The sequence below is a fragment of the Candidatus Poribacteria bacterium genome (assembly GCA_021295715.1).
GTDB lineage: Bacteria > Poribacteria > WGA-4E > WGA-4E > WGA-3G > WGA-3G.
Genome location: JAGWBV010000042.1, coordinates 20,031 through 38,644 on the forward strand (window position 1 = coordinate 20,031; position 18,614 = coordinate 38,644).

The following is an 18,614-nucleotide window of genomic DNA, read 5'->3' on the forward strand; positions in this document are numbered from 1 at the left end:
TTACGGCATACGGAGTATGCCTATTACTTTAGATCCAGACAGTCGGTTCCCGGTTTTCTGCGCGATGCTCATAGAGCAATTTGACATCATCCGGTAACTTATCGAACGTTTCGCCGGGAATCGTGGCGGTGTTCGCACCAAAGAGTTCTAAATTCAACCACCACGGCGCGTATCTGACGACAACTGCAGTCCGTTTACCGGCACTCGGATTTTCTGCGTTGGAGTGCCAAATCCGGCTGTCCATGATGAGGACGCTGCCCGCGCTGCCAATGGCTTGCATTTCTCCATCAATTGGGTTCCGATCACCAATGTTGTCTTCTTTGCCTCTGGGGTTCCGAAGATCTACATGCGTTTTGGGGACAATCCAAGTCCCTCCGTTTTCTGTTGTGAATTCGGAAAGCATCCAGAGGGTCGTGATACCGATGACAGCACTCGGAAACGGCTGCGGAATGTGCCATTTCTGGTTCAGATCATAGGGGAAATCGGAGTGGTATGCACGCACCAATTCGTAATGTGGAGGTCGAATCTTATACTCAGTTTGTGAAATACGCACTTGTGGTCCAAGTAACTGCTGGAGAGTGATGAGGAGCCGCTCGTTCGCAAGGTGCGCGGCGAACTTTGGCATGAAACTGATGACGTTACGTCCCCATACACCGTGCTCTTTTCTAAACTCGTTATAATCCGCTTCAGACGTTTCTACCTCTTCGCGAACCTCATCAACGACATCGGCGGGAATAACGTTCTCTAAGACGCACCAGCCTTCTTCCCGTAGTTGCGTAACGTGAGGTTCGATCGTTTCTAATAGATTGTCGGTTTCCATTGATGTCTCCTTTTGGGTGCGGCGATATCGATGTGCCGCTTGCAAAAACGCCGCAAATTCTCTAACAGAGTCGCGACTTAACCGAAAACCTGCTTGTAATGAAATTAGGTCTCCTTAAATGGCATAATTTGTCTTTGCTTTACATTTGGAAAGCCGTCCGGGAGCCCCTAAATTAAAAGCCTGTTTCTCGCTCACGGTTGTAACGGACTGCTATCTTGATGAGCGGTGCAAGCCGCATCACCTTACCAAGGGAGCCGATGACACCAATCTCGCGTGTCGTTATCGCTCCCATAACGTTGAGTTCGCCTGTCCAAAATTTGTAGGCAGTGTCACCTGTCATAGTGAGTTCAACATCTGGAGAAGTGCCGTCACAGGTGCCGCACGCAAGGGTATATTCGCCATTTGATGCCGTTAGGGTCATCTTGCAATCAGGTGCGCTGTAGTTGAATTGAACGTTCAACGTCAACGACTTCAATGCCTCTTTCGCTTCCGGTAGCGTGGCGATTTCTTCAAACAGTTTATTGATGTAACTGTAGAGTTGATCAGGTGTTTCAAAGATAGCCATAGTTTGCGGTATAGCATACTGTGTAATACTTATGAAGTCAAGTAACTTTTTAGGAAAATTTTGGTGATATAAAATGAAAAGATTAAGTCCTTTAGAACGTATCTCCGAGGCATTAGGCGGTGAGCAGAACTTGAGGCAGTTCCGCGATGTCTTCGGCATACCGAGTTTCTGTTATAAGTCTCCGATAGGATGGATCGACATCATCGCTGAGGAAAACTGTATTTTGCGTACTTCCTTTAGTGAGGTAGCCCCTTCGTCTGAACCTACTTTCCCGCCAACTCTCCCTGTCCTCAATCGAACGATTAAGTTGTTAGATCTTTATTTTGCTGGAGGACCCGTTGATTTCGCCGAGTTATCGGTCCAATTAACATACGCTACAGACTTCCAGCAACAAGTTTGGAACGCCATTCAGCAGATTCCTTATGGAGAAGTCCAGACGTATCAATGGATCGCTGACCGGATCGGGAGTCCGAAATCAGCGCGTGCCGTTGGAAACGCAACCGGCGCGAATCCGGTCTCTATTCTCATTCCGTGTCATCGTGTTATTAGGAGCAATGGCGCGTTGGGAGGCTACGGGGGTGGTCTAGAACGCAAACGCCAGTTATTGGCACTTGAAGGTCATCCTATCGAGCAATTAGATGAGTTATAAAAACGCGCGAGTTCTTAATATGATACGCAACTTGTAACCCGCAACAACAGGGTAGATTTTTAATTGATGGTAGATCTTAGAATTAATGAGGCGTGCTGAGTTGACGAGGAAGCGAGTCCAATTCGCTTCCACAAGTTCGCGTAAGACACAACCGGTAGTCCGTAATGAAATTATGCCTTAAATGGCATAATTTGTCTTTGCTTTATATTTGGAGGGCGGATTTATGGAAGGCGCGTGAAAGGTTCAAATTCACGTCATTCCTCCGCAAGATATAATTAAAAAATGACATCTGAAAAAAAATTAGGTAAAGCCACCCAAGCCATCCATGCGGGCGAGGCACGAGCAGCCTCCACCGAGAAAACCGGAGTCCCTCTGATACCGCCTATCTATCAGAACAGCACTTTCCGTTTCGCTACGGCTGCCGAGTGTGCTGAAGCGGTCCGAGATGAGGAGAGCGGCTATATCTACACGCGCTGGGGGAACCCGACACAGGAGGTATTAGAGCAAAAACTCGCTGTCCTTGAAGCCGGTGAAGCTGCACTCGCGACTGCGTCGGGGATGGGGGCAGTCAGCACAGCGTTACTTACTGCTTTGGCAGATGGTGGACATGTCGTCGCGATGGAGAACCTCTATTCCGCTACGTTCCAAATCCTCAATGAGGAGTTCCCACGATTCGGGATTGAGACGACGTTTGTTGACGCTACAGATCCTGCGCAAATTAAACACGCTATCCGAGCGGATACCAAAGTCATTTATCTTGAAAGTCCAACGAATCCACTCCTAAAGCTCGTTGACTTACGAGCGTCTGCCGAGATTGCAAAAGCACACGGTGTCACCTCAATCATTGACAACACCTTCGCTACGCCATGCGGTCAGCAACCGATTACCTTTGGTATTGATGTCGTCGTTCACAGCATGACGAAGTACATGAGTGGTTCTGGTGCTGTTATCGCGGGTGCGATTATTGGACAAAAGGAATTCGTGGTGCGTGCCAAGGAAGGGGCACTCCGCAACTTCGGAGCAGTGATCAGTCCGTTTAACGCGTGGTTAACGCTGCACGGACTCACGACGCTACCACTGCGGTTTGCACGACACAGTGAAAACGCTACACGTGTTGCAGCGTTTCTTGAGGCGCATCCGGCAGTCGCATGGGCACGCCACCCCGGTTTACCGAGTCACCCGCAACATGAACTCGCTAAATGCCAGATGGATGCGTTTGGGGGGATGATAACGTTGGAGTTGAAAGGTGGACGCGCCGCGGGTGAACATTTCGTCGATCACCTCCAACTCTGTTCGTTGGCAGTCAGTTTGGGGGACGTGCGCACCCTCATCTGCCATTCTGCGTCAACAACGCATTCAGAGGTTCCCGCAGAGATCCGTCGGCGGACCGGCATTACGGACGGCTTAGTCAGGATTTCCATCGGTCTGGAAGATGCCGAAGATATTATCGCCGACCTCGGACAGGCGTTAGAGTCCTGCACTCCTTAAATTTTGGATGTAATTCTCATTGATGTTATTCGATGGATGGGTTGCCTCTTTATGCGGTTCCGGGAATTCTGTGATCAACTTCTGGTATGCGTCTACTGCTGAATCTGTATCGCTACCGTCTTCATGGATTTTGCCTACCCAGTATTGTGCCTGCCGCCGGTTATCGTAATCGTAAGTGCTATTGTCGGCGACCTTCTGGTACGCGTCAATGGCACTCGCCATGTCGTTGTTGGCGTAGGCAATTTGCCCTATATAAATCTGTGAGTTGGCAGCATTTTCATTGCGCGGATACAGGTCAATGGCTTCCTCAAGTCGAGCGATGGCTTCGTCATATTTGCCAAGTCGCTCATACGCCCATCCCATATAAAAGTACGCATCTTGACCCACCTTGGCCTCTGGATAGAGATCGATGACTTTCTGATAGCCGCCAATCGCTTCCTGGTATTTTCCTTCCGCAAGATAAGTTTGAGGGATGCCGAAACTCGCAAGCGGCGCAAGGTCCGGATCTCCGGAATCAACGACATTTGTAAATTCGACTCGCGCGCTTTCATAGTCCTGCTTCTTAATGTAAATTTCGCCGGTAACGTATAGAATCTGGTAGAGCAGTGGGCTGTCGCTGAACGGCTCTCTGAGCGCATCAAACTGAGCAAGTGCGAGATTCAATTCACCCTTTCCATAATAGCACATCGCTTTATTAAACTCCGCCTGATCTGAGAGTTCGCTGCCCGGGTATATTGCAGTTAATTGGTTATAAAGCGCGAGCGCACGGTCATAGTAAGCATCCACGGATTCAAGCGTGCCCGTCTTTTTTAACTGCTCCGCGATCTGATAAGAGGCGAAAGCGATGGCGTACATCGAATCGTCTGCCCATTCGCTATCTGGATAATTGTTGATAAGTCGGCGAAAGAGTGCAAAAGCCTCTTCATCAGTGCGTGGAATCCGTGAAGCGAGTTGATAGATGGCGTCGTCTGCCCAGAGACTGTCAGGATATTTGTCAAAGACTTCACGGTATGCAGCTCGAGCTTTGCGTAAACGGCTTTTGTCGGGTTCGTCAAGTGTTATTGGCGGATTGTCGATTGCTTGTGCTGCAGTCCATGATTTATCGGCGTTGTTGTAGTAGTTTTCGTAACTTGTGTCGGTACCCGTGATGCGCCCGAGCCAAAACCCGACGACGAGCGCGAGCACAACACAGATTTCTGCGATTATAAACTTCTTCATCTTTTTTCTCCTTGGCAAGTATTGGTTCAAACTATACTAACAAGGTTCCCGAAATATGTCAAGTGTAGTTTATCGTAGAATCCACCTTTACTTTAGCAAATTTTGTGCCGATCTGACTATATCAACGGATGTGATACTTAGCCAATTATTGAGGATGTCCTGCACGAAATAGGACATACGCTATGTTCAGTTGCACGAAATGGGGCAAATTGACACAGCCTTTAATTTACTTGACAACATGAGAGCGGTTTGATAGAATGTATAAAAGTATAACAATCGCTTTTCTTTTTCAGAGGAAAGCATAAAAACGCCAGTTTGAAAATAAATCTGTAGGTGTTTTTGCTTGGGTGTTTCCCAGGTAGAGCGGTAAATACACACCAAAGGTTTCCTGAGTAAGGGGACGAATATGCCACTTTTCAAGGAAACCCTTTCTGCCTAAGTACCGGTAGCGAAACCCGACATTCCACTTTTATCAGAATTGTTAGCAATTATAAAAGACGTTAATCAATTGAGATGTATTATTAAACGATCCCTATAGTCGGGGTCACATTGAAAAGAGAGGATTTCTGTGCGTAAATTATTGTTTCGCGTTTCTGCATTGGTTTTAACGATTGCGTTGGTAGTTCCATTGCTCGCCGAAGGTGAAGAAGGTATTCTGGACAGAGTTAAAAACAGAGGTCGACTGATATGTGGCGTGAATAAGGAATTGCCCGGTTTCGGTTTTCTTGGTCAAAATGGTGAATGGAAGGGGTTTGACGTAGATTATGGTCGGGCGATTGCTGCTGCCGTTCTGGGGGACCCGAATAAGGTTGAGTTCCGTCCCTTAAAGGCTGCTGAGCGTTTCCCCGCTCTCCAGACGGGCGAAATAGATGTTCTTATCCGCAACACCACGTGGACACTGACTCGCGACACGGATCTCGGTGCTGATTTCTGTCCACCGACCTTTTATGACGGCCAAGGTTTCATGCTCCGTAAGGAGCTCGGGATAACATCACTTAAGGAGCTGGCGGGTGCGACTGTCGGTGTCACTTCTGGCAGTACGACCGAATTAAACCTCGCCGATACGACACGTGCCTTAGGCATCGAAGTTGAGTCTATCGTTTTTGAGGAAACTGAAACGCTTTATCAAAGTTACGATCAGGGACGTTGCGATGTCGTAACAAGCGACAAATCCCAATTAATCTCCCGTCGTCAATCCCTGAAAAACCCGGATGACCATATTATTCTTGACGTAACCATTTCGAAAGAACCGTTGGGTCCCGTTACCGTTCATGGAGATAACGAGTGGAATGATGTCGTGAGTTGGGTCGTTTATGCCACGTTCTCCGCCGAGGAGCACGGCATTACGCAAGCCAACGTCAACACCTTTAAACCAGAGAATACAGAGAATCCCGAAATCAAGCGGTTCTTGGGTTTAGGTGAAGGTGGGGGTATGGGTGAAAAACTCGGACTGTCGAAAGATTGGGCGCGCCACGTCATCGCTGCTGTTGGCAACTATGGCGAGATTTTTGACCGTAATCTGACACCACTGGGCCTGCCACGTGGCGTCAATAAACCTTGGACGCAAGGCGGTTTACTCTATGCAATGCCGTTCCGTTAAAGATGGAAAATAATTCACCGAAAGTTGTATCGGGAAAAATCCCCTTCTGGCGAGATATCCGAGTGTTGCGGATCCTGTTTCAGGTTATTTTCCTGCTCGGTGTGATTTTGTTGTTAGTCATTCTTTACACGAACATGTTAAAGGGGCTGCGTGGGCTTGGACTAACACTGAACCTCGATTTTCTTCAGGACGAAGCCGGGTTTGACATTTCGGAGGGGATTCCCTATGAACCTTCGGATGTGTATCTCAAAGCGTTCTGGGTTGGGATCCTGAATACCCTGAAAGTCAGCTGCATCGGGATCGTCTGCGCGACGCTGCTGGGACTCCTTTTCGGCATCGCTCGACTGTCGAGTAACTGGTTAATCCGAACGATAGCGACCGCTTATGTTGAATGTTTCCGGAACGTTCCGCTCCTGCTTCAGATTCTGTTTTGGTACACTGCTGTCGTCGGTCAACTCCCCAGAGTTAGGGAGAGTATAGCCCTGTTCGGAGGTGTGTTCATTAACAACCGAGGGATATACTTACCGTCGCCTGAGCCGACCTCAGGTCTGAAAATTTGGCTCGGTTTTCTTGGCGCGGGTTTACTCTTGGCAGCGGTTCTCTATGTTGTGCGGTGGCGGAAACTCCAACGGTTGGATCGTCCCGGTTTTCGTGCCAAGTGGGCACTACCTGCCTTCCTTATTGTGGCACTTTGTGGATGGTTTCTCACCCCAGGCAGGCCGTTCACGCTGGATTTACCGGTGTTACAAGGTTTCAACTTCAGAGGCGGGATGCGCTTTTCACCAGAGTTTTCTGCCCTTTTAATCGCGCTTTCTGTCTATACAGGGGCTTTTATTGCTGAAATCGTGAGAAGCGGTATACAATCCGTCGTTAAAGGGCAACGCGAAGCAGCGAGAGCCATCGGTTTGAAGGAATCGCAGACATTACGGTTAATCGTTCTACCCCAGTCTATCCCGATCATTGTGCCACCGCTGACAAGTCAGTACTTGAACCTCACGAAAAATTCAAGTTTGGCTGTTGCAATCGGTTTCCCCGACCTGGTGAGCGTCGGAAATACGATGATGACGCAGACAGGGCAATCAATTCCCGTTTTTGCGATGATTATGGCGAGTTATCTGGTGATGAGTTTGACGACATCAGCAGCCATGAATTGGTACAACCGTTGGATTAACCGCGTTGGGCGGTGATTGAACTATCAATCACTTATAACCCATGAGAAAGGCGCATCACACAGTGGAAGAACGAGAGTTTACGCAAGAAATGAAGCCCCCAGCCCATACAAAAAGTCCCGCGCGATGGCTTAAGGACAACTTATTTAACACGTGGTACAACGTGCTTTTGAGTTGCTTGGTGCTTGTCGTCCTTTTCTTTGTTTTTAAGGTGCTTTTGACATGGGCTTTCACAGAGGCAAAGTGGGGCGTTATTCCAGCGAACCTTCAGCTCTTTAGCGTCGGGTCTTATCCACGGGAACAGATATGGCGCGTATGGAGTGTGATTTATATTTTCTGCGTGCTTGTCGGTTTGAGTGCCGGAATCTGGGGTGCCTTAACGCTCCGATTTGCCCTTGTGCTTGGAGGTATTTGGTTTATTGGTGCGCTTTCCCCCTTTGAACTCTCAACGCGAGGATGGTTTTTAGGTGCCGTCGCCACAACAGCAGTTTCTCTTTTCCTTGGACGTGGGAGAACAAATTTACGCCCTTGGATTTTAGGGGCATGGCTGCTCTCCTTTCCCTTGATAATGATAGTGTTACGCGGGTTCGGGGAGAATGCTGTTCTCACAAGCAATTGGGGTGGACTTTTATTGACCCTGATTTTAGCGGTTGTCGGTATCGTCGTCTCTTTTCCGCTGGGTGTGTTTTTAGCACTCTGCCGTCAGAGCGATCTTCCTGCTATTCGATGGATTTCAACGGCTTATATTGAGGCTGTCCGCGGTGTGCCGTTGATAACAATCCTATTCATGGGGAATATCTTGGTACCGATCTTCATGCCGGGGCTTGATATTAACCAAGTTTTACGGATGATGCTCGGAATCACCTTCTTCTCTGCCGCTTACATGGCAGAGAACGTTCGTGGCGGACTCCAAGGGATTCCGCGCGGCCAACACGAGGCTGCACAAGCGGTAGGACTTAACTACGTGCAGACAATGCTGTTTATCGTCTTACCGCAAGCACTCCGGTCGGTCATTCCAGCGATTGTTGGACAATTCATCGCCTTGTTTAAGGACACATCCTTAGTTGCTATCATCGGGCTTATTGACCTCTTAGGGGTCGCCAGAAGTGTTATCGCCAATCCAGACTGGTTCGGACTGCAAGCCGAGGTCTACCTGTTCGCTGCAATTATCTATTTCATTTTCAGTTATTCGATGTCCTACGGCAGTCAGGAAATTGAAACCGCACTCGGAGTCGGGGAGCACTAAAACTTGTAAGTTCAGCCTGTGCAAAATTTGGAATACTTAGGAGGGGATGAAATAATATGGCAGAACACGAAAACGCGCCAAATGATCCTATTATTAGTTGTGAAGATGTACATAAATGGTTTGACGATTTCCACGTCCTCAAAGGGATTACGACCTCGTTTGAAAAAGGCGAAAGGGCAGTGATATGCGGTCCCTCTGGCTCCGGAAAGTCTACATTTATCCGAACGTTAAACCGTTTGGAGGAGCATCAGCGTGGCACAATTATCGTTGATGGTGTTGAACTCAGTGATGATCTCCGCAATATCAATCTTATCCGTCAGGAAGTCGGTATGGTGTTCCAACAGTTCAACCTGTTTCCGCACCTGACGAACCTACAGAATATCACCTTAGGTCCCATCCGAGTCAGGAAAATGACGAAAAGTGAAGCCGAAGAGATCGCTTTATCGCTTTTAGAACGGGTGGATATCGCAGATCAGGCATACAAGTATCCCTCAGAAATTTCAGGGGGTCAACAGCAGCGGGTCGCAATCGCAAGAGCACTGGCGATGGAACCCAAGATTATGCTCTTCGATGAACCGACAAGTGCCCTCGACCCAGAGATGATTACGGAGGTGTTGGATGTGATGCGTGAGCTTGCGCGCTCCGGTATGACGATGCTGGTTGTGACGCATGAAATGGGATTTGCACGTGAAGTCGCCGATCGGATCCTCTTCTTTGATGAGGGAGCGATTGTCGAGGACGCAGCACCCGCAGATTTCTTCGATAACCCACAACACGAACGCACGAAACTTTTCATCTCGCAGACACTGCAACATTAAGGATATATTGAAAAATAGGATACTTCCGCGGCATATGCGTTTAATAAATCGCTTGTAGAAGTGTAATCGGAATCGTTTCGGAAATCGAAGGTGTATATGATGAAAGCAAAAGCAGTTCACTAACTGGAGGACATTGGAGAATCTCCAGCACAATCTCTTGCAGATCCTCGGGTAACTCGGCTAAGCCCGTGAGAGGAAAGCTCCGAGGTCCCATATCGGTCTTCTGAGCGAGTAGAGAGTATTCCAGAAAGGTCAACCCAACAGCCCTGCGTTCTTGTTTATTGAGCCACAGTAGAATGTGAGGAGTCAGTTCAATGCCTGTTGCTTGTTCACCGGGGGCAAACGAAACGTAGAATGTGTCACTTACTTCATCGTAGTTAAAAACTGGTTGCGTCATAATTGCATTTTTACCTAATCCTTACCGGTCATGCGTTTTCCAACGTATACCAACTACAGCCATGTATTTTCTCTTTTGCGTGCCTGAGTGTTAGTTTTATTATATCATACAAACTAGATGAAAGCAAAATATGATTTTTCAGAGGGTGAACGCGGCAGATTCTACAATTCAAAAGCCGTTTTTAATATCCCCAATTCTCACGAAAAAGATGTAGGACAAAAGATGCGGTTGGATAACAAAATAGCCATTGTCACAGGAGCTGGACGCGGTATCGGCAGAGCAGTCGCGCTTCGGTTTGCCGAAGAGGGGGCGAAAGTCGTCGTTGACGACGTAAACGATCCCCTCGGCACAGCAACGGTCGCTACTATAACCGATGCGGGCGGTAAAGCACTGTTTGTCAACGCTGATGTCTCTGATACTGCGGATGCCCAAGGACTCATTACTGAAACCGTTGACACTTACGGCACTGTTGATATTTTGGTGAACAACGCCATCTGCTCCACAGCTGATGTGCTGAACAACAACTGGGAGGCAAACTTGGCGGTTGCCCTCCAAGGCACCAGCCACTGTTCTAACGCCGTTATCCCTATAATGCAAGAGGCTGGAGGCGGTAGCATCGTCAATATTGCTTCTGTCAATGGACTCATTGGGTTACAGGCGATCCATGCGTATTCTGCTGCGAAAGGTGGCGTTATCGCTTTGACCCGCTCAATGGCAGTCGCACACGGTAAAGACAACATCCGTATCAACTGTATCTGTCCCGGGACGATTCAAACCGAAGTCTGGGAGCCGATGCTTGAACGTAACCCACAAATCTTGGACGAAATCACGCCGTGGTATCCGTTGGGGCGGATTGGGCAACCTATTGACATCGCGAATGCCGCACTCTTTCTCGGTTCCGATGAAGCCAGTTTTGCAACGGGAGCAGTTTTCGTCATTGATGGTGGGTTGACCGCAGGCAATCACCAATTTCCAATCTGATAGGTTAATAGCGGGAGACACCCAATTCAGACACAGGACGATTGACACACGGAGGGACCAAATGGTAACACAAGAACAGGTCGATTTTTTTCAGGAAAACGGCTATCTCAAATTTGGGAGAGTTTTAGATAGCGATGGCGTTGAAGCCATGCGCGCGGGTTTAGATGCAGTCATTGAATTAGAACTTAGCGAAGGCGACGATTCCTCGCCGGAGTTCAAATATGGACACGACCGACGCGAAAACCGACTCAATCGGGGGAGCGGACACCCGCGTGCGATTCATCAGTACGTTAACATGTGGAAGCGGGAGCAGAATTATGAAGCAGCCATTCATCACCCGCTCATCGCTGGGACAGCACGCGCCCTACTGGATACACCTGAGGTCCGTCTCTGGCACGATCAGGTGATTTCCAAACCCCCAGAGGATAATGGTCATTTCGCATTCCATCACGATTTTTTCTTTTGGCCCCTCAGTCCACCGAATATTGTGAGCTGCTGGCTCGCTTTGGACGATGCAACGGTGGATAGCGGGTGCATGCACGTTATGCCGAAAAGCCATAAAGATGAACGGTTCTCGGTTGCAGCAAGAGCAGCATTCAATGCGGAATCAGCAAAAGCGAGCGAAGAAGGGCACGAACCACCCCCAAACCCGTGGACAGAGAGAGGGAAGCTGGACATCAGTCACGGCATGCCGGTGGAACTGAAAGCAGGCGAGTGTATGTTTCATCACTGCCTAAACTGGCACGGTACACCGCCAAATGTTACCGACCATCAACGTCGCGCATTTGTCATGATTTTCATGGCGCAAGACGTCTACTATAACAACGCGCAATCGCCGAACCACGTCCTCGTTCCAACAATCGAGGTCGCGGATGGTGAACCGCTCGTCGGTGACGGATTCCCGGTAGCGTAACCTGCATGGCATCGGGGTTCCAACCCCTCCTACAGCGGAGATGCCGAGGTGAGGTTTAATGACATGAAAGATTCAGCTTTTATTACAAGAGTTGTCCTAAAAAACTATAAGAGTATCGCCGCGTGTGATGTAAGATTACAGCCCTTGACATTCCTCGTAGGGCGCAACGGTGCGGGTAAGAGCAATTTTCTGGATGCGCTGCGATTCGTTGCCGATGCGTTGAACCATTCACTTGATCACGCCGTCCGCGCTCGTGGAGGTATCAACGATGTATGTAAACGAACTGATAGGTCTATAAACGATGTGTATAAACGAGCTGACAGGTCTATAAATGAGCCAGACCATTTCAGCATTCGTCTTGAATTCGCTTTACCTGATGGTTCTACGGGATACTATGCCTTCCAAATTACGATAGGCGGCGTAATAAGAAGGTATGTGGTACAGACGGAAGAGTGTAAATTTCATAATGAGAATCTCAATACTCCTGATATTTACTTCAATGTAGTTAAAGGCAATGTAACGGACACAAGCGCAAAAGTCGCACCAGCAGCCGCACGGGATCGTCTTTACTTAGTAAATGCCTCAGGTTTACCGGAATTTCGTCCTGTTTACGAATCTCAATCCGGATAGAATCCGAGATCTTCAAGACCCGGATCCTGGAGATGTGCTTCTTCGTGATGGGAGTAACCTTACAAGTGTCTTCAGCCAACTCTCACCTGTGGTACGGGAAAATATTGAGGAATACCTGGCAGTGGTAGTCCCTGGCGTGCCACGTGTACATGTCAGGAAGTTTGGACCGAAGGAAACATTAAGGTTCAGGCAGTACGTTCTTCAGAACGAGCACTCATGTCAATTTCTCGCAAATAACATGTCTGATGGGACCCTCCGCGTGTTAGGGATTCTCGTAGCACTATTCCAAGGAGATGGCGACACTCAAAAACGTGTGCCGCTCGTAGGAATTGAGGAGCCAGAGATAGCACTTCATCCAGGGGCGGTAGGGGCATTGCTTGATGCCCTTCGGGATGCTGCTCACAGAACGCAGGTTATCATCACCACTCACAGTCCAGATCTGCTTGAGGACAAGCATCTGGATGTAGACTCAATTCTTGCAGTTGAAGCAGATGATGGCAATACAGTGATCGCCCCAGTGGACGAGGTGGGAAGATCTGTATTGAGCGATCGGTTGTTTACAGTAGGTGAACTTCTACGTGTTGATCAATTGCGGCCAGATCCAAATCAGACACCTTTGGCTAACCGTGAGAAAGTTAAGCAGCTTGATCTTTTTGATTCCAATAAAAAAGATACTAACCAAAAAAACAGGACGCGTAAATGACGGTCAAAATTGGATGTATTGTTGAAGGGCACGGCGAAGTAGAAGCTGTCCCAATTTTGATTCGACGCGTGGCAGCATGCCATTATCCTGAATTGACGACTGTCATTCCAACTTCGATTCGTATTCTGAGAAATAAGGTCTTTACAGTAGGTGAACTTGAGCGTGCAGTCGGATTAGCAGTTCAGAATATCAAGCAACAAGGTGCTATATTTATCATCCTTGACAGTGACGATGACTGTCCTGCTCAATTAGGTCCGTCACTATTGCATCGAATTTCACGAATTTTTCGTAATATGCCTATTGCTGTTGTTCTTGCCAGATATGAATTTGAGGCATGGTTTCTTGCGGCAGCCGCATCACTCCGTGGCAAAAGGGGTCTAAGAAGGGACATTGATCCTCCAAACGATCCGGAGGCGATTCGTGGGGCAAAAGAATGGTTGCGTGATCGAATGCAAAGCGGTAAAACGTACCGTTCTAAACGCGACCAACCTGCACTTGCAGCACTTTTTGATATAGAACAAGCGCGGCAAGCGGCCTCGTTCGATAAATGCTATCGCGACATCGTTCGCATCCTTGAAGAATCGCAAAAAGCGAGCGACCCCATCAGTAAACAAGCATAAGGGAGAAAATATAGCCTATTACACCAACTTCACAACTTCACCCATGGAATGGAGGTATAATATGGAACAAAAACCGAATGTCATCTTTATTTTAACTGACGACCAAGGACCGTGGGCAGCGGGCTGTTGCGGTAATGATGAAGTCCGAACCCCCTATCTTGACCAGTTAGCCTCAGAGGGGACCCGCTTCCCCAATTTCTTCTGTACAAGTCCGGTTTGTTCACCGGCGCGTGCAAGTCTCATGACCGGTCGAATCCCTTCAGCACACGGCGTACACGACTGGATCCGAGACGGAAATATGCCGCCAGACCCCGCTCAATATCTCGACGGATTGACCTGTTATACCGATGTTTTAGCCGACTATAACTACACCGTCGGACTGAGCGGTAAATGGCACCTTGGCGATAGTTTAACGCCACAACACGGGTTCAGCCACTGGTTCACTTTGCTGACAGGCGGAAGCCAGTATAACGATGCGGATATGATCCGAGCCACCGCCTCTTCAGAGGGACAGGTTGAAAAGCAACCCGGCTATCTTACCGATGTCATCACCGATGATGCGTTGGACTTTATCTCAGCGAATCAGGAGGGCCCCTTCTACCTCAGCGTTAACTACAACGCACCGCATACACCATTTACAGGACACCCTCAAGATATTGTTGACTCCTATGACGATTGTCCCTTCAAGACGTGTCCACAAGAGGCATTGCACCCGTGGGCGGTGCAAGGGGCGGCTGTGCACATGGGCAATCGTGAGTCGTTGAAAGGCTATTTCGCGGCGATTACCGCGCTGGATTTGAACGTCGGACGAATTTTAGAGAGGCTTGCACAGTTAGGGATCCGCGAGGATACGCTCATTGTCTTCAGTAGTGACAACGGCTATTCGTGTGGACATCACGGGTTTTGGCATAAAGGGAACGGAACGTTCCCGCTGAATATGTATGAAAACTCCGTCAAAGTCCCCTTCATTGTCAGCCAACCCGGGAGTATTCCAGAAGGTCGGGTCAGCGAGGCGATGGTGAGCCAATACGACTTCATGCCGACACTCCTCGATTATCTTGGCTTACCCGATCCGAATGACGATATGTCTCCCGGCAGAAGTTTTGTCCCGGCGCTTTCTGGTGAGACAAACGATGCGAAAGACGAGATCGTCATCTACGATGAATACGGTCCCGTCCGCATGATCCGAACCCAGGAGTGGAAGTATGTCCATAGGTATCCTTATGGCCCACATGAACTGTACGACTTGGTAAACGACCGGGGTGAACGGAAAAACCTGGTAGACGACAAATCTCAGAATGCCCGCATAACTGACATGAAACAACAGATGGGAGCGTGGTTTCAACGGTACGTCTTACCGGAGTTAGATGGCGCGAGATGTTCCGTTACCGGTGGTGGACAAGCCGCAAAGATTGAGGCGGGACAATGTAGTGAAGGTGCCTTCCATCCGAGATATGCTCCACCTCGACAGAATGTGTAGGAGGCAGTTTGTTGAGTGAATGGAAAACGGCAAATGCGTGTTCTCTAACAAATCAATGGAATTGAAAGCCATACAGGATTCTCAAACGCAGTCACAACTTGATCGGAAACCTGATCGTAATGAAATTATGTCTCCTTGAATGGCATAATTTGTCTTTGCTTTACATTTGGAGAGCAGTCCAGGAGGCCATAAATTAAAAATGGCGAAAGCCTTTGCCCCCGGCAACATTTCGTGTGTTTTCAAGGTTATTCCGCACACCGATGCAACCCGTATGCACTCGCTCGGCATGGGGTTCACCGTTACAGAAGGTGTAGATGTCACCGTTTCTGAGCACCGTGAAACGAGTGTGATGTTTAACGGGCAAAGCATCGATTTTCCGACCGTCCGTGCTGTTGCTGATCGGCTAACCCAAGACGCAGGCGCGGTAGGTGTGAGAGTAGACCTTATGTCTCCATTGCCCCTCGGTTGCGGTTTTGGTCTTAGCGGTGCCGCTTCGCTCGCAACGGCATACGCGCTCAATGAATTGCTCCATCTGGGTAAAGATACGGAGACGCTCGCAATGATAGCGCACGTTGCAGAGGTTGAAAATCGAACTGGATTGGGTGATGTCTGTTCACAATACCATGGGGGTTGCCTCGTGAAGTTAAGGGAAGGCGCGCCGTTGGTTGCTGATAGGTTACCGATAACAGAACAGCCTATCTATTACCGCTACTTCGGACCGATTCAGACCAGCGAGGTGCTCGGGAACAGTGAACAGACGATCCGTATCAATCACGCCGCCGATGCTGCGTTAAGCGTTTTACAGACGCTTACCAGTGCTGAGCCTAATACCGAACTCTTTAACGCCTGTTTTAGGGTATCAAAGCGGTTTTCGGTCGAGAGCGGCTTGCTCAGTGATGCCCGCGTCATAGAGACAATCAAACAGATTGAAGCGGAGGGCGGTGTCGCTTCGATGATTATGTTGGGAAACGGTGTTTTCAGCACGCATCCATTTCAGGACGCAGTGGAAACGAAGCTTGTTCATAATCCAGCACGTCTCATATAACTGAATATCAGTCAGCAATCAGCCTTCAGTTCTCCATCAGCAAAGAAAGTTTGCAAGTGTATCTAAAGTTGCGAAGTGTGCTAAAGTTGTTGACCACTTTACACATTTTAGCTCACTTTAGGAACTTGAAACTTTGTGTTAGAATTTACCAATTCCCATGGTTAAAAAAATGAAATTTGTCCTTATCCTTTCATTTTTTGCAGTATCTATTGTTGCTCATGCAGTAGAGATTGAGGACGTGACATTCGGATTCGGCGATGGTTACAGAGTAGGCACATGGGCACCCTTAACTGTAACTGTTCGAAATCATGATGAAGGCACTGTGTTTAGTGGTGAGTTGGTTGTGGAGGTTCGGAACTTTTCTTCGGACATCCCGGTAGAGCGTTACGCTACGTCACTTCACCTTATCGGGCCCGAGCGACAACAGAAAGATTTCTATGTTTACTGCCCGAAAAAGGCTACGCAGCTTGTCATCCGACTTGCCCCCGAAACACCTTCAGAGACTGTAGGGTTAGACAGTGCAGCGTCCGGTCTGATGGAAAATATACTGCTGCCGACACCCATTGCACGCAAAGATTACTTCGTGCTCGTATTGGCTCCGAGCGGCGACACGTTAAAACGGTTTATTGATAAGAAAGAGTTAGAGATTTCCGATGGCGCACAGGTGCATGTCAAGTACCTTCCGAATTCGAGGGCCTTGCCGCGCGACTGGATAGGCTACAATGCTGTTGATGTACTCGTTGTTCGTGAGATTCGCTTAACTGACCGGCGTATCCTGAAAGCACAACAGACAGCAATCCTTGATTGGATACAGCGTGGTGGGACGCTTATTGTTTCCGGCGGTAGTAGTTTTAACTACTTACAGGGCAGTTTTATAGAACCCTTTCTCCCTGTCGAATTGAAGGGCGTAAAAAAAGTGAATACGCTCCCAGTTGCCGTGCTGCAACAACTTAACAGAATCGCAGTCAACGGTCAGCAAGAGGGCGTAACTTCACCAGAAGACTTCTTAACTGAAAGCCGACAGCCGATGGTTGAAAGCCAATTTGAGTGTATCCAGTTTGCTCCGAAAGCAGGATGTGAGGTGTTGATTGGGACGGCGGAGCAGATTTATGTCGCAAAACGGAAATTTGGAGATGGACAGATTCTCTGTTTTGCCTTTGATTACAACGCAACTCTCTTTGGCATCCACCAAAAAAACAGCTTAGGTGGGGTTTCCAATTCTGATGACTCTCTCGCTGAAATGTTCTGGCACGGGTTACTAAGGAGGCACGGTAAATCTCCGCGTCACCTCGCAGACCAATACGCGCTTGCACTCCAACATGAGGAGGAAATTCACAAGCACTTTCTATCTGAGATGCCTACTCGGGTGCCGCTCATTAAACTGTTGGCGATACTTTTACCTATATATCTGCTGGGTTTTGGTGGGTTCTTGTTGTATTTCGGGAGGTCGGGGCAAAAATCACGTGCCTATTGGATAGGCGGATGTCTCTTTGTTCTACTTTCGGTCATTACAGTTGCATCAGCGCAAACAGTCTGGTTTCCGAACACCGTCACAGCGGATAGATTTTCAATTTTATCGGTTTATCCTGAACAGCAGCGCGCACACTTATTGAGTTACGTTTCCCTCAGAGCCGCATCGCGCGCCGAAACATCTATTGACTTCGCACAAGGGACGTTCGTTCGCCATCAGGAGGTTGAGGCGTCAAGGGGGGAACGCCTTCAAAAAATTGGGACATTGATTCAGGATTCACACGTTCAACTGCGGGACTTATCAGTGGATCCGTGGCATCCAACGACGTATGTGGCAGAAGAATTTTTGGCGTTGGATACCCAGCAACTTCCGCACACCCTCGAAAACACGTGGCGCGTTGCAGGAAAAGAGATGGTTTACTTAGGAAACGTCGTGTTAAGGGGTGAATCGGGGTTGGAAACCGATCCTACGTTTGATCCTTCAATGGCACGACTTCGGTTGCGAGTGACACCGAAAATGCCGCCTGATGAGGAATTGGACGGTGCCCGAAAGACATTTGCGCAAATCCTACAGCGAGATTATGTATTGCGGTATCTGGAGGCAGAAGCAAATTTGAATCCCTCACCCTACTTCATGGGGTGGATTTCTCAGGATTTTACTGGCATTATAGCAGATCAGAATATTAACACAAATCATGAAACTTTATTGATTTTTCGTCCCGGTGATTTTTAATTTATGGGCCCCTGAACGGAAAGGAAACCCTTCATCCATCAAACCCACCTGACCGAACTGCAAGGTATA

At 48.5% G+C, this 18,614-nt stretch carries 16 protein-coding genes and 1 pseudogene; 13 read left to right on the forward strand and 4 right to left on the reverse strand.

The features are described 5' to 3' along the window. Window positions 1–28: 28 nt before the first annotated feature. Both J4G07_12030 and J4G07_12035 read right to left on the reverse strand, forming a co-directional pair. Window positions 29–820, reverse strand: coding sequence for a phytanoyl-CoA dioxygenase family protein (locus J4G07_12030; protein MCE2414725.1), 792 nt, complete (start codon window positions 818–820; stop codon window positions 29–31). Window positions 821–992: 172 nt separating this feature from the next. Then, window positions 993–1,385: an SCP2 sterol-binding domain-containing protein gene (locus J4G07_12035; GenBank protein ID MCE2414726.1), complete on the reverse strand. Its 393-nt coding sequence runs from the start codon at window positions 1,383–1,385 to the stop codon at window positions 993–995. A 73-nt stretch (window positions 1,386–1,458) separates the two neighbouring features. Between J4G07_12035 and J4G07_12040 the strand changes: the two genes are divergently transcribed. Both J4G07_12040 and J4G07_12045 read left to right on the forward strand, forming a co-directional pair. Then, entirely contained in the window at window positions 1,459–2,034 is a 576-nt protein-coding gene (locus tag J4G07_12040) for a methylated-DNA--[protein]-cysteine S-methyltransferase (GenBank protein ID MCE2414727.1), read from the forward strand. A 282-nt stretch (window positions 2,035–2,316) separates the two neighbouring features. Then, window positions 2,317–3,522 (forward strand): aminotransferase class I/II-fold pyridoxal phosphate-dependent enzyme, encoded by a 1,206-nt coding sequence (locus J4G07_12045; GenBank protein ID MCE2414728.1) that lies wholly within the window; start codon window positions 2,317–2,319, stop codon window positions 3,520–3,522. Here J4G07_12045 and J4G07_12050 read toward each other — a convergent pair. After that, a complete protein-coding gene (locus tag J4G07_12050) occupies window positions 3,502–4,740 on the reverse strand; it encodes a tetratricopeptide repeat protein (protein MCE2414729.1) in 1,239 nt (412 codons plus the stop codon). The two genes, J4G07_12045 and J4G07_12050, sit on opposite strands and share 21 nt — an antisense overlap. 568 nt (window positions 4,741–5,308) lie before the next feature. On the opposite strand from J4G07_12050, the gene J4G07_12055 reads away from it, so the two are divergent. Genes J4G07_12055 through J4G07_12070 form a run of 4 tightly spaced genes read left to right on the forward strand, consistent with a single transcriptional unit; the run spans window position 5,309 to window position 9,573 of the window. Then, window positions 5,309–6,340: an amino acid ABC transporter substrate-binding protein gene (locus tag J4G07_12055; protein ID MCE2414730.1), complete on the forward strand. Its 1,032-nt coding sequence runs from the start codon at window positions 5,309–5,311 to the stop codon at window positions 6,338–6,340. A gap of 2 nt (window positions 6,341–6,342) precedes the next feature. After that, the gene (locus tag J4G07_12060; protein ID MCE2414731.1) at window positions 6,343–7,527 is read left to right on the forward strand and encodes an ABC transporter permease subunit; all 1,185 of its coding nucleotides are present in this window, start codon (window positions 6,343–6,345) and stop codon (window positions 7,525–7,527) included. Window positions 7,528–7,552: 25 nt separating this feature from the next. Beyond that, on the forward strand, window positions 7,553–8,755 hold the full coding sequence (locus tag J4G07_12065) for an amino acid ABC transporter permease (GenBank protein MCE2414732.1): 1,203 nt from the start codon (window positions 7,553–7,555) through the stop codon (window positions 8,753–8,755). 56 nt (window positions 8,756–8,811) lie between these two features. Continuing rightward, window positions 8,812–9,573: an amino acid ABC transporter ATP-binding protein gene (locus tag J4G07_12070; GenBank protein ID MCE2414733.1), complete on the forward strand. Its 762-nt coding sequence runs from the start codon at window positions 8,812–8,814 to the stop codon at window positions 9,571–9,573. Between the two features lie 40 nt (window positions 9,574–9,613). Here J4G07_12070 and J4G07_12075 read toward each other — a convergent pair whose 3' ends face one another. Beyond that, window positions 9,614–9,970 carry a DUF2283 domain-containing protein gene (locus J4G07_12075; protein ID MCE2414734.1) on the reverse strand — a complete coding sequence of 119 codons (357 nt, stop codon included), beginning with the start codon at window positions 9,968–9,970 and terminating at the stop codon, window positions 9,614–9,616. Between the two features lie 117 nt (window positions 9,971–10,087). Between J4G07_12075 and J4G07_12080 the strand changes: the two genes are divergently transcribed. The 7 genes and pseudogenes from J4G07_12080 to J4G07_12110 all read left to right on the forward strand — a co-directional run bounded on the left by J4G07_12080 (window position 10,088) and on the right by J4G07_12110 (window position 18,545). After that, window positions 10,088–10,951, forward strand: a complete 864-nt coding sequence (locus tag J4G07_12080) for a glucose 1-dehydrogenase (GenBank protein MCE2414735.1) — start codon at window positions 10,088–10,090, stop codon at window positions 10,949–10,951. A gap of 61 nt (window positions 10,952–11,012) precedes the next feature. Next, window positions 11,013–11,864 (forward strand): phytanoyl-CoA dioxygenase family protein, encoded by an 852-nt coding sequence (locus tag J4G07_12085; protein MCE2414736.1) that lies wholly within the window; start codon window positions 11,013–11,015, stop codon window positions 11,862–11,864. 63 nt (window positions 11,865–11,927) lie between these two features. Further along, window positions 11,928–13,197 (forward strand): annotated as a pseudogene (locus J4G07_12090) (AAA family ATPase). Further along, the gene (locus tag J4G07_12095; protein ID MCE2414737.1) at window positions 13,194–13,817 is read left to right on the forward strand and encodes a DUF4276 family protein; all 624 of its coding nucleotides are present in this window, start codon (window positions 13,194–13,196) and stop codon (window positions 13,815–13,817) included. Before J4G07_12090 ends, J4G07_12095 begins: the two are co-directional and overlap by 4 nt. Before the next feature lie 61 nt (window positions 13,818–13,878). Beyond that, window positions 13,879–15,297 carry a sulfatase-like hydrolase/transferase gene (locus J4G07_12100; GenBank protein MCE2414738.1) on the forward strand — a complete coding sequence of 473 codons (1,419 nt, stop codon included), beginning with the start codon at window positions 13,879–13,881 and terminating at the stop codon, window positions 15,295–15,297. A gap of 199 nt (window positions 15,298–15,496) precedes the next feature. Next, window positions 15,497–16,342, forward strand: a complete 846-nt coding sequence (locus tag J4G07_12105; protein ID MCE2414739.1) for a GHMP kinase — start codon at window positions 15,497–15,499, stop codon at window positions 16,340–16,342. Between the two features lie 169 nt (window positions 16,343–16,511). Beyond that, on the forward strand, window positions 16,512–18,545 hold the full coding sequence (locus J4G07_12110) for a hypothetical protein (protein ID MCE2414740.1): 2,034 nt from the start codon (window positions 16,512–16,514) through the stop codon (window positions 18,543–18,545). Window positions 18,546–18,614: the final 69 nt, after the last annotated feature.

Bases quoted from the DNA above. Each gene is read 5' to 3' on its own strand.
- J4G07_12105 (MCE2414739.1), top strand. From the start codon at position 15,497: ATGGCGAAAGCCTTTGCCCCCGGCAACATTTCGTGTGTTTTCAAGGTT.
- J4G07_12050 (MCE2414729.1), bottom strand. From the start codon at position 4,740: ATGAAGAAGTTTATAATCGCAGAAATCTGTGTTGTGCTCGCGCTCGTC.
- J4G07_12045 (MCE2414728.1), top strand. From the start codon at position 2,317: ATGACATCTGAAAAAAAATTAGGTAAAGCCACCCAAGCCATCCATGCG.
- J4G07_12030 (MCE2414725.1), bottom strand. From the start codon at position 820: ATGGAAACCGACAATCTATTAGAAACGATCGAACCTCACGTTACGCAA.
- J4G07_12040 (MCE2414727.1), top strand. From the start codon at position 1,459: ATGAAAAGATTAAGTCCTTTAGAACGTATCTCCGAGGCATTAGGCGGT.
- J4G07_12095 (MCE2414737.1), top strand. From the start codon at position 13,194: ATGACGGTCAAAATTGGATGTATTGTTGAAGGGCACGGCGAAGTAGAA.
- J4G07_12075 (MCE2414734.1), bottom strand. From the start codon at position 9,970: ATGACGCAACCAGTTTTTAACTACGATGAAGTAAGTGACACATTCTAC.
- J4G07_12110 (MCE2414740.1), top strand. From the start codon at position 16,512: ATGAAATTTGTCCTTATCCTTTCATTTTTTGCAGTATCTATTGTTGCT.
- J4G07_12035 (MCE2414726.1), bottom strand. From the start codon at position 1,385: ATGGCTATCTTTGAAACACCTGATCAACTCTACAGTTACATCAATAAA.
- J4G07_12080 (MCE2414735.1), top strand. From the start codon at position 10,088: ATGAAAGCAAAATATGATTTTTCAGAGGGTGAACGCGGCAGATTCTAC.
- J4G07_12085 (MCE2414736.1), top strand. From the start codon at position 11,013: ATGGTAACACAAGAACAGGTCGATTTTTTTCAGGAAAACGGCTATCTC.
- J4G07_12070 (MCE2414733.1), top strand. From the start codon at position 8,812: ATGGCAGAACACGAAAACGCGCCAAATGATCCTATTATTAGTTGTGAA.
- J4G07_12100 (MCE2414738.1), top strand. From the start codon at position 13,879: ATGGAACAAAAACCGAATGTCATCTTTATTTTAACTGACGACCAAGGA.
- J4G07_12060 (MCE2414731.1), top strand. From the start codon at position 6,343: ATGGAAAATAATTCACCGAAAGTTGTATCGGGAAAAATCCCCTTCTGG.
- J4G07_12065 (MCE2414732.1), top strand. From the start codon at position 7,553: ATGAGAAAGGCGCATCACACAGTGGAAGAACGAGAGTTTACGCAAGAA.